Annotated in this window: 11 protein-coding genes; 2 read left to right on the plus strand and 9 right to left on the minus strand. The window is 70.0% G+C overall.

Annotated elements, in window-relative coordinates; genetic code table 11:
• Window positions 1-28 precede the first annotated feature (28 nt).
• On the minus strand, window positions 29-1,069 hold the full coding sequence (locus LHJ74_RS13955) for a ketoacyl-ACP synthase III family protein (protein ID WP_260218323.1): 1,041 nt from the start codon (window positions 1,067-1,069) through the stop codon (window positions 29-31).
• A gap of 182 nt (window positions 1,070-1,251) precedes the next feature.
• Here LHJ74_RS13955 and tsaA point away from each other — a divergent pair, with 182 nt between their 5' ends.
• Entirely contained in the window at window positions 1,252-1,734 is a 483-nt protein-coding gene (gene tsaA / locus LHJ74_RS13960) for a tRNA (N6-threonylcarbamoyladenosine(37)-N6)-methyltransferase TrmO (RefSeq protein WP_260218324.1), read from the plus strand.
• Between the two features lie 40 nt (window positions 1,735-1,774).
• Here tsaA and LHJ74_RS13965 read toward each other — a convergent pair whose 3' ends face one another.
• A complete protein-coding gene (locus LHJ74_RS13965; RefSeq protein ID WP_260218325.1) occupies window positions 1,775-2,251 on the minus strand; it encodes a MarR family winged helix-turn-helix transcriptional regulator in 477 nt (158 codons plus the stop codon).
• A gap of 118 nt (window positions 2,252-2,369) precedes the next feature.
• Between LHJ74_RS13965 and LHJ74_RS13970 the strand changes: the two genes are divergently transcribed.
• The gene (locus tag LHJ74_RS13970; RefSeq protein WP_260218326.1) at window positions 2,370-3,095 is read left to right on the plus strand and encodes an SDR family NAD(P)-dependent oxidoreductase; all 726 of its coding nucleotides are present in this window, start codon (window positions 2,370-2,372) and stop codon (window positions 3,093-3,095) included.
• Between the two features lie 45 nt (window positions 3,096-3,140).
• Here LHJ74_RS13970 and LHJ74_RS13975 read toward each other — a convergent pair whose 3' ends face one another.
• From LHJ74_RS13975 to LHJ74_RS14005, 7 genes are all read right to left on the minus strand, one after another.
• A complete protein-coding gene (locus LHJ74_RS13975; protein ID WP_260218327.1) occupies window positions 3,141-3,989 on the minus strand; it encodes an SAM-dependent methyltransferase in 849 nt (282 codons plus the stop codon).
• A gap of 192 nt (window positions 3,990-4,181) precedes the next feature.
• A complete protein-coding gene (gene bglX / locus LHJ74_RS13980) occupies window positions 4,182-6,332 on the minus strand; it encodes a beta-glucosidase BglX (RefSeq protein WP_260218651.1) in 2,151 nt (716 codons plus the stop codon).
• A 345-nt stretch (window positions 6,333-6,677) separates the two neighbouring features.
• Window positions 6,678-8,906 (minus strand): ATP-binding protein, encoded by a 2,229-nt coding sequence (locus LHJ74_RS13985; RefSeq protein ID WP_260218328.1) that lies wholly within the window; start codon window positions 8,904-8,906, stop codon window positions 6,678-6,680.
• Between the two features lie 237 nt (window positions 8,907-9,143).
• Window positions 9,144-9,833 (minus strand): DUF6879 family protein, encoded by a 690-nt coding sequence (locus tag LHJ74_RS13990; RefSeq protein ID WP_260218329.1) that lies wholly within the window; start codon window positions 9,831-9,833, stop codon window positions 9,144-9,146.
• Entirely contained in the window at window positions 9,826-10,095 is a 270-nt protein-coding gene (locus LHJ74_RS13995; protein WP_260218330.1) for a hypothetical protein, read from the minus strand. The genes LHJ74_RS13990 and LHJ74_RS13995 overlap by 8 nt, the downstream gene beginning before the upstream one ends.
• Before the next feature lie 236 nt (window positions 10,096-10,331).
• Complete coding sequence (locus LHJ74_RS14000; protein ID WP_260218331.1) at window positions 10,332-10,559, minus strand: hypothetical protein; 228 nt, start codon at window positions 10,557-10,559, stop codon at window positions 10,332-10,334.
• A gap of 196 nt (window positions 10,560-10,755) precedes the next feature.
• The gene (locus tag LHJ74_RS14005) at window positions 10,756-12,252 is read right to left on the minus strand and encodes a ricin-type beta-trefoil lectin domain protein (RefSeq protein WP_260218332.1); all 1,497 of its coding nucleotides are present in this window, start codon (window positions 12,250-12,252) and stop codon (window positions 10,756-10,758) included.
• Window positions 12,253-12,612 lie beyond the last annotated feature (360 nt).

Below are 12,612 nucleotides of genomic sequence, written 5' to 3' on the forward strand. Positions count from 1 at the left end.
CAGTGGTGAACGGTGCCGCGAGGGCCGCCTATTCGCGGCGTACCGCGAGGCAGGACCAGGTGAAGCCGTTTCCGGCGCTGAGCAGCAGGGCCACCTCGCCGGGCGCCAGCCGGGCGTCCGCGTGCAGGTCGGCGAGGTTGGCCACCGGATCGCCGGCGCCGAGATGGCCGGTGTCACGGCCGAGGTCGAGGATCTCGGTGTGCGGCAGGGGCAGTTCGCGTACGGACGGCCCGTAGTACTGGGTGAGTGCGCCGGTGCTGAGCCGTGGCAGGACCACGAACCGCAGCCGGGGATCGTCCGGGGTGAGACCGGCGTCGGCGACGGCGTCCCGTACGACCCGCTGCACCGCACGGCGCAGGACGCCGACGAACCGCGGCCATCCGCCGCCGGCCCGGAAGGCCGTCTTGGTGCGACGCGCGCTGACGGTGGCGTGCGGCGTACGGGGCGCGGCGCTGAACGCGTCCTCGCCCCGGTAGAGGATCTCGTACTCGGGGGCGCTGACGGAGGCGACGGACAGCAGGCTGTACGGGCCTCCCCCGCGGTCCAGCAGCAGCGCGGTGGCCCCATCTCCGTACGCCACGTCGATGTCGCCGTACCAGCGGTCGAAGCCCGGAGGGGCGAAGCGGTCGGCGGTCGTCACCACGCACCGGCTGACCGAGGGGTCCAGCGCCAGCCGCCCCGCCGCCACCTCGATCCCGGCGATGCCGCCGTTGGAGGTCTGCCGCACGCCGAGCGGAGTCGCGGCGGAGGCGCCGATGCCGTGGGCGATGAAGTGCGGCGGGGACCAGAAGTCGTGGCCCTGGTGGTAGATCCAGGAGTGGACGACCAGCCCGAGGTCCTCGCCCGCCCAGCCCGCCTCGGCCAGCGCCTTCTGCGCTGCCAGTACCGCCATCTCCGGGGCGGCCCGCTCGGAGCTCGCGGTGAGGCTGCGGTAGCCGAGCCGGTCGGCCGTCTCCTGGTCGAGTCGGCCGTCCGCCACCGCCCGTGCGGCGGGGAGGCGTTGGTCGGGCAGCCAGAGCACGGCGGCGGCGATGCCCGGCGGTTCGGACGACGGCGGGGTCAGTCTCACGGATGCCTCCTCGTCCTGCCCGAGGGCTCGGGCGGATCACGGGCGGTTCGCTCCGGCTGCCAAGTATCTTGTCAGAACTATGGATTGTCAGGGGTCTGTCTATCAAGAGTCGGCGCGGCCGACTGTCGACAACGGCTCCGGGGCAGTAGAAACGGGGGAGCCAGGCCACAAGGAGGTCCACCGTGCCCCAACCACCCACCGGCTCCGACTCCACCGGCGCTGCCGACAGAGTGGTGTCGATGTCACCGATCGGCTATGTCGAGACGGGATACGCACTGCCCCGGGACGCGCCCCCGCAGGCGACGATGGCGTACGGCGACCAGGGCCGGGCCGTGGTGTTCGAGCGGTTCGCCGAAGGGCTGGCAGGACTGTCCGCCGCACGGCATGTGTGGCTGCTGACCTGGCTGCACCAGCAGACCGACGAGGAGACCACGCCGCTGCGGGTGGTGCCCCGCGCCTGGGAGGGCAGCGGCCGCACGACCGGCGTCTACGCGACGCGCACCCCGAACCGTCACAACCGCATCGGCCTGAGCCTCGTCCGGGTGAGCGCGGTCGAGGACAACATCGTCTACTTCTACGGCGTGGATCTGGCCGACGGCACCCCGGTCCTGGACATCAAGCCCTGGTCACCCGGGTCCGACACCCCGCCGGAAGAGCAGACTTAGGGTCTGCCGACGGGCACCACGGCAGACCTGGCAGCGGGCGCTACAGCAGACGCAGCAGCAGCTCGCGCAGGGTCTCCCGCTCGGTCGTGCTCAGCGGCTCGAGGAACTCCTCCTGCACCAGTTCGATCAGCCTGCGCAGCTGGCGCAGCTGGGCGACGCCCTGAGGAGTCAGATAGAGGGCGAAGGAGCGCCGGTCCTGGCCCCGGCGGCGCTCCAGCAGACCGGCCCGCTCCAGGTCGTCCGCGAGCGTCACGATGGTGGTGCGGTCGATCCCGAGCTTTGCGCCGATGGCGCGCTGGATCTGTCCTTCCTCCAGGTCGACGAGGTTGAGCACACCGAAGTGACGCAATGTCAGGTTGAACGGGCTCAGCGCCTCGTGTGCGCGCTCGGTGATCCGCTGCGAGGCCTTGCGCAGCAGGAAGGGATAGGACCCTCGCACCGAAGCGGGCAGGGTGACGAGGAAGAGCGGATCCTCGCCGACGGCATAGCCCGGCGCCGCGTCGCTGTGCGTCGCCATCCCCGTCACCTTCCCTTGCCGTTGTTCCGCACGATCCTACATACTACGTTAATCAGCACCATTGACAATCAGCGATGAGACCGATCATTGGCTTCACCGACCCGTGAGGGGCGCTCAGATGAGTCGGACAGTCCTGGTCACCGGTGGCGGTACCGGCATCGGCAGAGCCGTGGCGGCGGCGTTCGCGGCAGGCGGCGACCACGTGGTCATCACCGGCAGGCGCGCGGAGGTCCTGCATCACACGGCCAAGGAGATCGGCCCGCTGGTGACGGCGCTGCCCTGCGACGCCACCGATCCCGACCAGTTACAGGATCTTCGCGGCCGACTTCCCGACACCGTGCACGTACTCGTCAACAACGCGGGCGGAAACCGTGACCTGGGTGCGGCTCCGACGGCCGATCTGCGTCTCCTGGCGGAACGCTGGCGCGCCAATCTGGACGCCAACCTGCTGGCCGCCGTCCTCACCACAGCCGCCGTGGACCAACTGCTCACCGACGGCGGCGCCGTTGTCAACGTGGGCTCCTTCGCCGCCGACCGCGGCGCGGGCTCGTACGGAGCGTCCAAGGCGGCGATGAACACCTGGAACATCGCCCTCGCCCGCCAGTTCGGCCCCAGAGGCGTCACCTGCAACGTGGTCGCCCCGGGCTATGTCGAGGACACGGAGTTCTTCGGTGACCGCCGCAGCGAGCAGTTCCGCCGGGACCGGGTGGCGGAGACCCTGGTGGGCCGGGCGGGCCGGACCGAGGACGTCGCGGAGGTCGTCCGCTTCCTCGCCTCCCCGGCCGCCCGGCACATCACCGGACAGGTGCTGCGCGTCGACGGCGGCGTGATCCCCACACGGTGACCCGGCCGCCGCCGAGCTCCGCACCGCGCCGGCGCGCACGGTGCCTCACGGCTTGCGCGCGACTCCGGCCCAGACGCTGACCTCGGCGTCCTCCACATGCCCCGTGACCACCTGGTGCTCCGGGTCCTCCGAAGGCCGCCAGCGGTGCGCCATCTCCACCCCGGGCTCCAGCAGCTCCAGGCCCGTGAAGAACTCCTCCACCTCGGGCTTGGTGCGCAGCTTCCCGTTGATGCCGCTGGAGTGGTAGATCTCCTGGACCCTGCCGAGCGTCTCGGGATCGGCGTCCGTCGTGACATGGGACAGGGAGAGATAGGAGCCGGGCGCGAGGGCACCCACGAGCTGCTGGACGATGTCGTACGGACGGTGCTCGTCGGCGACGAAGTGCAGCAGCGCGTTCAGCGAGAGCGCCACCGGCTGGGAGAAGTCGAGGGTCTCGTTCAGCTCGGGGGCCGCCAGCAGCGTGGCGGGGTCCGTCACGTCGGCCTGCACGTAGCTGGTGCGGCCCTCGGCCGTGCTGGAGAGCAGCGCCTGCGCCTGCCGGAGCACTATCGGGTCGAAGTCCGCGTACACGACCCGCGCCTCCGGGGCGACGCCCTGGGCGACCTCATGGAGATTGGGGCGGGTGGGGATGCCGGTGCCGATGTCGAGGAACTGGCGGATGCCGCGCTCAGCGAGCAGGCGCGTCGCCCGGTGCATGAACGCCCGGTTGGTACGTGCGCCGACCATGACGGACGGCCATGCGGCGAGCACCTTGCCCGCGGCCTGCCGGTCGGGGAGGTAGTTGTCCTTGCCGCCGAGGAAGTAGTCGTACATACGGGCCGAGTGCGGGCGGCTGGAGTCCAGATCGTTGCCGCCGTACGCACTGCCGCCGTCCTGCTGGGAAGGGTTGTTCATGCCCTGCCTCCGAAGGGTCGGGGTGAGTACCCTCGATCACCGGAGGGTCTGCGGAATGGTATCCCTCCGCGCGGGACACGCTGCCACCTGGCTGGGGCAACGGCGAGGCGGACAGATCGAGTTGACGCATCGCGGAGGTGGGGAGCTGCGTGCCCGCGGCCTGCGGGGCCGTTCACGTGCCTGCGGGAGGGTTCACGTGATCGTCAGTGAGCGCTTCGCCTCCGTCTCCGAACTGCTGCCCGCGTACACATCGATCCGGCCCGGCTCCACGACGAAACCGCCCGCGCTGTCGTTCGTCCAGAAGCCCAGGTCGTCGGCGGACAGCCGGAAGCGGACGGTAGTCGAGTCGTCCGCCTTCAGAGCGACCCGCCGGAACCCGCGCAGCCTCCGCACCGGCTGCACGATGCGGGCCGCGACATCGTGGACGTACAGCTGGACGACCTCGTCGCCTTCTCGGTCACCGGTGTTGCGCACCACGACCGCTACCTCCACCGTGGCGCCCTCGCGCAGTGCGGACGCGGAGATCCGCTCCGGTGTGAGCCGCGGTCTGCCGGTCTCGAAGCGGGTGTAGCTCAGCCCATGGCCGAAGGGGAAGCGCGGCCCGTGCGGCAGGTCCAGATACTTGGAGGTGTACTTGTCGTCCTTGCCGTCCTTGCCGTACGGGCGGCCGGTGTTCTCGTGGCTGTAGTAGACCGGCACCTGACCGGCGTCGCGCGGGAAGGACACCGGCAGTTTGCCGCCCGGGGCGACCTCGCCGAACAGCACGTCCGCGAGGGCGTTCCCGGCCTCGATGCCGCCGTGCCACGCCTCCAGGACGGCCGGAGCCCTCTCCAGCCAGTCGCCCAGTACCAGCGGGCGTCCGTTGACCAGGACCACGGCGTACGGCTTTCCGGTCGCGCCGATCGCCTCGATCAGTGACTCCTGCGCACCCGGCAGGCTGAGGTCGCTGCGCGAGGCCGCCTCGCCGGAGAGCGCGGGGGCCTCGCCGACCACCACCACGGTCACTTCCGCCGCCTCGGCCGCCGCGACCGCCTCCGCGATCCCCTCCGTCCCCTCACCCGCGGCATCGGTACCTGCCGCATGGTTGATCTCGGCGTCCGGGAGCGCCTCCCGTACCGCCTCCAGGACCGTGACCGAGCGGTAGCGCTGCTCGGCGCCGGGGAAGGACCAGGCGCCGAGCAGATCGTCGGAGTCGGCGAACGGACCCACCAGGGCGAGAGATCCGACGGTACGGGCCAGCGGCAGCACCCCGCCGGTGTTCTTCAGCAGCACCATGGAGCGGGCGGCAGCCTCACGGGCGGCGGCCCGGCTCTTCCCCGTCGGACCGGTGATCTCCTGCTCGCCGGCGGCATACGGATCCTCGAAGAGCCCCAGGCGGAACTTGAGCCGCAGCACCCGGGCCACCGCGTCGTCCAGCCGCCCGCGCGGGATCGCACCGCTGCCGACCAGCTTCTCACCGTGCTCCGCCAGCAGGGTGCTGGTCATCTCCATGTCGACGCCCGCGTTGAGGGCGAGCCGGGCGGCTTCCTCACCATCGGCGGCGAAGCCGTGCGGAATCAGTTCGGCGATGCCCGTCCAGTCGCTCACGACGACTCCGTCGAAGTCCCACTCCGTCTTCAGGATGTCCGTCAGAGTGTGCGCGTCGCCGTGCGCCGGGACACCGCTGAGGGTGTTGAAGGAGGCCATGACGGTGGCGGCACCGGAATCGACCGACGCCTTGAACGGCGGCAGAAAGACATTGCGCAGCCGCTGCTCGGAGACGTCCACGGTGTTGTAGTCGCGACCGCCCTCGGCGCCGCCGTAACCGACGAAGTGCTTGGCGCAGGCGGCCAGCCGTCTCCGGGAGGCGAGGTCTCCCCGGCCCTCATCGCCCTGGCCGCCCTGGTAGCCCCGGACCTTGGCCGCCGCGAACTCGGCGGTCAGGTACGGGTCTTCGCCGCTGCCCTCGGCGATCCGGCCCCAGCGCGGTTCACGGGTGACGTCCATCATCGGGGCGAACGTCCAGTGCACCCCGTTCGAACGGGCCTCCCGGGCGGAGATCCCGGCCTCCGTCCGTACCAGGCCGGGGTCGAAGGAGGCGGCGGCCGCCAGCGGGATCGGGAAGGTCGTCCAGAAGCCGTGGATCACATCCAGGCCGAAGACCAGCGGAATCCCGAGCCGCGACTCCTCCACGGCGATCCGCTGGAGCGCGTTGGTGGCCCTGGCGCCGTGGAGGTTCAGCACGGAGCCCAGCAGACCCTCGCGCGCCTTCCGCTCGGTCTCCCCGGCGTCGGCACCGCCCGGACCCGTCTCGTCCGTCCAGGGCAGCTGCTGGAGCTGGCCCAGCTTCTCGGCGACGGTCATCCCCGCCAGCAACTCCCGCACCCGGCGCTCGGTCCGGGAGTCCCGGGCGGCGGCGTGCGGGGCGGTGTGCGAAGCGACATGCGCGGCCTCGTACGCAGCGCCGTGTGCGGCACCGTGCGCAGCACCGGAGGGAGGCCGCGGGGAGGAGGAGGCCACGGCGGCTGCCGAGGCGGAGACGGCAGAGGCCCAGATGAGATTGCGGCGGCTCATGGATGGGGGCATGGGAGGGCTCCTCGGCACTGGCTCCGTCGATCGTCGCCCTGTGTAACGAGTGACCGGCGGACGAGGATCGGCCGGTCACCCATGCCATCGGACACCGACCGCCACCACGGCGGCGCCCCTCACTCACCTCGCCCGCGCCACCCGGCCCTCGATCCGCTCACGCACCGCCGCCGCACGCGGATCGTCATACTCGCCGAGAAGCTCCAGAGCCCCCGCCCAGTGCTCCAGCGCCGCCGCCCGGCTCTCCGCAGACGACCGCGCCTCCCCAGACACCAGCGACTCCGCAGACAGCAGCTCCACACCCAGGCTCTCCAGGGCCAGCGCCTCATGCCAGCCGTCACCCAGCTCACGGTGGACGGACACGGCGCGCCGGTGGAAGTCCGCCGCCTCCGCGTGCCGTTCACACGCGCCGAACGCCGCACCCGCGCCCTGCCAGGCCAGGGCCTCCCGGCTCCGGTCCCCCAGCCTGCGGTGGAGCATGGCGGAGCGCTGAGCGGAGACCAGTGCCTCCTCGAAGCGCCCCTCGGCCCCCTGAGCGTCAGCCAGAGTGAGCAGCCAGAACCCCTCCAGCCGCTGATCACGCAGACCAAGCGCGATATCCAGCGCCGCCTGCGCCGACTTCAGCGCCTTCTCCGGCTCGCCCCGCTCCCGTTCGAGATCACTGAGTATGCGCAGCACATTGCCCTCGCCGCGCTGATTGCCGAGCGCGCGGTGCGCCGCGAGCGCCTGCTCCACCGCGGCCCGGGCCTCCGGCAGGCGTCCGGCGCGGTAGTGCGTACCGGCGAGGTTGGACAGCGTGGTCGCTTCCCAGTGCTCGGAGCGCTGCGCACGGAACACTTCGATGGCCTGCTCGAAGTGGAGCGCGGCGTCCGCCAGCTGCCTCCTTCGCAGGTGGATCAACCCCATCAGATTCAGCGAGTGCGCCTCGCCGAGCCGGTCACCCGACTCGCGCCATATCTCCCGCGCACGCCGGTGGCATTCAAGGCTCTCGGCCAGTTCGTTGATCCGGGTGTGCCCCATCCCCAGACCGGTGAGCAGCAGCCCCTCCGCACGCCCCTCGCCCGACCGTCGTGCGGCGGCCAGGCCGACGCGGCCCGCCTCCAGCCACTCGGCGACCGGCGCGGACGGCGACTGCGCCCACCACAGGACCGCGGACAACTGCCAGGCCAGCCGGTCGTCTCCGGCGTCGACGGCGCTGCGCACCGCCCGCAGCAGGTTGGCGTTCTCCCGCTCGGACCAGTCCACGGCCGCGTCGTAGTCGGCGAAGGCCAGCGGACGCACCCCCTCGCCCGGCGGGGTGAGCGTGAGGCGCTCCTCGGCGGGGCTCAGCCAGCCCTGTGCGGCGTCGGCGGTGTGCAGATACCACTCCAGTACGCGGCCCAGCGCCGCCGCCCGGCTCTCCTCCGGCTCCTCGTGCTGGGCCTGGTCCGTCGCATAGGCGCGCAGCAGGTCGTGGAACTGGTACCGGTCAGGGGCGATCTGCTCCACCAGATGGGCACCCACCAGCGAATCCAGCAGCTGCCGGGTGCGGGCGGGCGTCATCTGGGCAAGCGCGGCGGCCGCGTACAGGCCGAACTCGGGCCCCGGATGCAGCCCCAGCAACCGGAACAGCCGGGCGGCACGGTCCGGCAGCGCCCGGTAGGACCAGGCGAACACCGTACGAACCGCCTCGGCCTCCTCGTCGTCTCCGGTGCTCAGGGCGTCCCACAGGGCGGATTCGTCCCGCAGGTCGGCGATCAGGTCGTCCAGCCGCATGTGCGGGTGGCTGGCCGCGCGTTCGGCGGCGATGCGCAGGGCCAGGGGCAGGCGGGCGCACAACCCGGCCAGTTCGGTCAGCTTGTCGAGGTCGTCCTCGGGCCGGTATCCGGCGGTGACGGCGCGCAGCAGGGCAACGGCCTCCGGCTGCGGAAGCGTGCCCAGCGTCACCCGGCGGGCGCCGTCCCGGACCACGAGGCCGGAGAGCATGCTCCTGCTCGTGACGACCGCCAGGCACTGCCCGCTGCCGGGCAGCAACGGGCGGACCTGGCCGACCGTCGCCGCGTTGTCCAGTACGACAAGAAACCTGCGGTCGGCGAGCAGCGAACGGTACTGCGCCGCGGCGGCGTCCAGATCCTGCGGCACGGAACCGGCCGGGACACCGAGGGCGGTCAGAAAGCGGTGCAGGGCGTCGCGCGCGGCGACCGGCTCCCCCGGGTCGTAACCCCGCAGATTGACATAGAGCTGCCCGTCCGGAAAGCGGTCGCGCACCTGGTGCGCCCAGCGCAGCGCGAGTGAGGTCTTTCCGACCCCCGCCGTACCCGCTATCACGCATACCGAAATGACCAGCGGATCACCGTCCGCACCGACCAGCACGGCGTTCAGCCGGTCGAGTTCCTCGGTACGGTTGACGAATCCGCTGACGTCACTGGGGAGTTGTCGCGGTGTGGGGCCGCCAGGGCCTTTCCGTCCTTCCTCGGAGGCCGCCTCCCGTTCGTGAAAGTGAATCCCTCCGCTGACACTCCCCGCCTGTATGACATCACGCGAGCTACCCGACAGATCGTTCCTCGATCCGTCGGCCCGCTCCTCATCTCCGCTGCGCTCCTTGATGGCCTACTCCGTCTCCGCCGTACTCGCCTGCGCATTCGCCGGCAGTGCTGGTGCAGGCGTGCCCTGCTGTCCCGTCACTTCGGGTGGAGGCAGTGGTGCCACCTCACGGTCGAAGAAGCTCCGCACCTCTTCACCCGCCCGGTGGAGCGCTTTCACGTAGAGCTCCCAACGCGTCACAGTTTCCGGGGCGGTATAGCGGACAGCCCCGCCCGGCACCCCGGCCTCGTCGTAGAGGACGCGGTACAGGGTGTGGCCGCCGAGAATAACCACTTCGGGCAGTGGGTCGGGATTATCCGAGACGGACACCTCCTCCAGCCGGACCACGCGAATCATCTCGCCGCATTCCGCGCGCAGCCTGAGAGAATGCAACTGCCACTGCATATAGGGAGTCAGCGGATTCTGCACAATACGTACCCGGTGGAACACGTAGCCGCGCCGCTCGTCCGCCCGGGCAGCCTCCAGCAGAGCTGGGCGCCTCTCTTCCAGAAGCCGCAGCGATTCTTCCCAGTCCCCTCGCCGCATTGCTTCCCAACTGGCGCTGCCCTGCTCCTGGAAGTGCTGCCGCCGCTCCAGTTTCCAGGAGGCACCGTCGCGGATCTGAGCGTCACGTAACCGGAAGTCGCGCTTGTAGGCTTCCCGGACGAGTCGCTCTCCCTGGTCAGGCGGCAGGAGGGGGGCGCGTAGGTCAAGCATCGGGTATATCTTCCTTAGCCGAACTGAGCATGATCCCGGGGATGATCACCAGCCGCTCGTCGGCGGCGAGGGCCACGCCCTTCGGCAGCTGCGATCGATAGGTGGCCGTCAGGTCCTTCCCGATCACGGCGATATCGCCGTTGTCGAGCTGCCAGATATCCGGGCACTCGTCGTGACCATCCGTCTTGCCTAATTCTTCGGCCGACTTTCCCAGTCGCCGCACGAATAACGCGGTCGGATCGGCCTTCCAGGCACGAGCCATGTCTCCGCCCCCACTCTCGTCGGTCGCGCACAAATCCTGACACGCAGTGTAGATCCGACAGTTACGCACGGCAACGCGCCCATGGGTAGATTCGCGCCATCGTTCGGGCCACAGCAGCGGGGGCGGCGGGCGTATGGGTGTGCGCGCCCCGGCCGCACCACGCGACCGGGGCGCGCATTACCCGCCGGAGGGGGATTCCCGCCGTCACGGTGTGAATCGCTGCGGAGAATGCCGCCTCAGTCCCAGGTGTAGCCGTCCCCGAACACGAGAGTGTGCTCCAGCACGTCCTCCATGGGGTCATCCACCTGGCCGACGTGCACCACCGTGAACCTTGACCCATTGTGCGCGTTCTTATGGTATTCATCCGCATGTGCCGTACCTGCACCGAGCAGCCCAACAATCCCCACGAGCACGCCCACACCCACCACGCGGCGCAAGGTTCCACTGGCTTTCCTGTGCCTCATCGCTTCACCCTCATCTCCGGCCTCCGGGCGGAAACCACCTCAGCCCGTCTATCTCCGCCCGCGCCCGTAGGTCACGCAGAACCACCCTCACGTGTCGCGCCCGTCCCGACGCCATGCCCCCGATCAGTCGACGAAGTAACCACGCTCCAAGGAAGGATCTGGCTTTTCCGTCGACTGATCCGGGGCCCGGACCGTGTCAGGCGAGGTGCCACTGCTGGTTACTGCCGCCCCAGCAGGAGTAGAGCTGAACCTTGGACGTGTCTCCACTGACGTCCAGGCAGAGACCGGACTGTGCCCCGCGAATCGTGCCGTCGGAGTAGAAGGCCCACTTCTGGTTCTCCCCGCCGTTGCAGTCGTAGATGCCGACCTTCGTGCCGTTCACCGTGCCCTGGCCCAGGGCGTCCAGGCACTTCTCACCGCCGTATACGGTGATCTGTCCCGTCGCCGTTCTGGTCCACTGCTGGTTCTCCCCGCCGTTGCAGGCATGTGCCTGAAGCTGTGTGTGGTTGTCGTGGGTACCACCGGGGACGTCCAGGCAGCTCTGCGTACCGGCGCTCCGCAATGCGGTGGTAGGTGATCCGGACCCGGCGCCCCAGGCGAATGCGAGTCGATCGATCGCCGTGGTGTTGCGGACGCGCGTCGTGAGCTCGTTGCCGCTGCCTTCGAGGGCGTAGAGGGAGTACCAGTCGTGGTTCGGTCGGTTCGTGTGCTTGCCGCCTAGCCCCGGCCAGTAGACCGCGCCCATGCCGAGGGAGCGGACGGTGTCGGTGGCGGCGCGCAGATAGCGGACGAAGTTGTCGCTGCTGGCTGCGTCGTTGTAGTTCCGGCCGTCGTCCATGGGTGCGCCGAACTCGTCCAGCACGGTGCGCGCGCCGCAGGAACCTATCCGCTTCCTGAATTCGCTGACCCACTCGTCGTAGGTCTTGGGGCCGAACTGGAAGGCGTACAGGTGGAGGGACAGATGGGTCCCGTTCAGGCGGTCGTCGGCGCACACAGAGGTGACCTCGCCGTTGTAGCCGCTGCCGCTGACGATGATCCGGTCCTTGGGAACCGAGGGACGGTCGCCTATCCAGGCGGCGGCGACATCGGCCCACTCGGCGGCCGTGTAGCCGTGGGGCTCGTTCATCGGTTCGAAGTAGACCTGGGAGTTGGAGCCGTACTTGGCGACGGCGGAGTTCCACATCGAGTTGAAGGCGTCCCGGTCGGTGATCCGGCCACCGGTGGACGCCTCGTCCTCCCAGTAGGAGAGGATCACCTTGAAGCCCTTGGCGGTCGCGGCGTCCACGGCGCCCGCGTACGCGTCTCCCCACGGAGTTCCGGGGACGGAGTGGGTGTTGACCGGCAGCCGCACGGTGTCAGCGCCGGCGGTTCGCTCGAAACCGGCGTAGATGCTGGTGGCCTTGGCCTTCACCGTCGCGTAGCTGTCGGAGACGTTCAGGCCCTCGGGGACGACCGGGCCGTCGACGAAGTTGTCGCCCGGACGGGCCCAGTTCACGCCCTTGAACTGGGCCGCGTTGGTGTCACCGGGCTCTGCGGCGGCCGGTGGCGCACTGGACAGGATGCCCAGAGGAACGGCGACCAGGGCGGTCAACGCCGCCGCCAGCACACGACGGGTGGAGCGGTGACGGGTTTTGCCGAGACGATCGGGGCAGGCGCCGCGGCGTCGGCTCGGAGGCGCGGGAAACTGAGGCACGGCTCTCCTCTGAGAAGGGGCAGGAGCCTCCTTGGCGCGGAGGTGCCAGCCACTGAAGCCCCTTCAATCACTCATGGCAATGAGTCGCAGACGAGGTGAACAGAACCGATCAGAAGCGTTAATCGCCGCCCCGGCGGGGCTGCGAGTTCCTGGTCGCCGCCCCGCACCACCGCGATGACAGCCCTGACGGGCACGGCGGTCCCGCCGTGCCCGTCCACTACGCGTACCGGTTCCCATATCAGGGTGTGGAGGGCCCGCCTTTATTTCGCCATGCATATCATGGTTATCGGGGTCGCTGCCTCGGCCGGTGAGGCCGCTGCTACTGCCGCCAGGGAAGCGATGGCAACCACGGCGACGGTC

The organism is Streptomyces gossypii (assembly GCF_025165795.1).
GTDB classification, from domain to species: domain Bacteria; phylum Actinomycetota; class Actinomycetes; order Streptomycetales; family Streptomycetaceae; genus Streptomyces; species Streptomyces gossypii.

Excerpts from the sequence above, each read along its gene's own strand:
- LHJ74_RS13965 (WP_260218325.1), bottom strand. The coding sequence starts at position 2,251 with ATGGCGACGCACAGCGACGCGGCGCCGGGCTATGCCGTCGGCGAGGAT.
- LHJ74_RS13970 (WP_260218326.1), top strand. The coding sequence starts at position 2,370 with ATGAGTCGGACAGTCCTGGTCACCGGTGGCGGTACCGGCATCGGCAGA.
- LHJ74_RS13975 (WP_260218327.1), bottom strand. The coding sequence starts at position 3,989 with ATGAACAACCCTTCCCAGCAGGACGGCGGCAGTGCGTACGGCGGCAAC.
- bglX (WP_260218651.1), bottom strand. The coding sequence starts at position 6,332 with ATGACCGTCGCCGAGAAGCTGGGCCAGCTCCAGCAGCTGCCCTGGACG.
- LHJ74_RS13990 (WP_260218329.1), bottom strand. The coding sequence starts at position 9,833 with ATGCTTGACCTACGCGCCCCCCTCCTGCCGCCTGACCAGGGAGAGCGA.
- LHJ74_RS13995 (WP_260218330.1), bottom strand. The coding sequence starts at position 10,095 with ATGGCTCGTGCCTGGAAGGCCGATCCGACCGCGTTATTCGTGCGGCGA.
- LHJ74_RS14000 (WP_260218331.1), bottom strand. The coding sequence starts at position 10,559 with ATGAGGCACAGGAAAGCCAGTGGAACCTTGCGCCGCGTGGTGGGTGTG.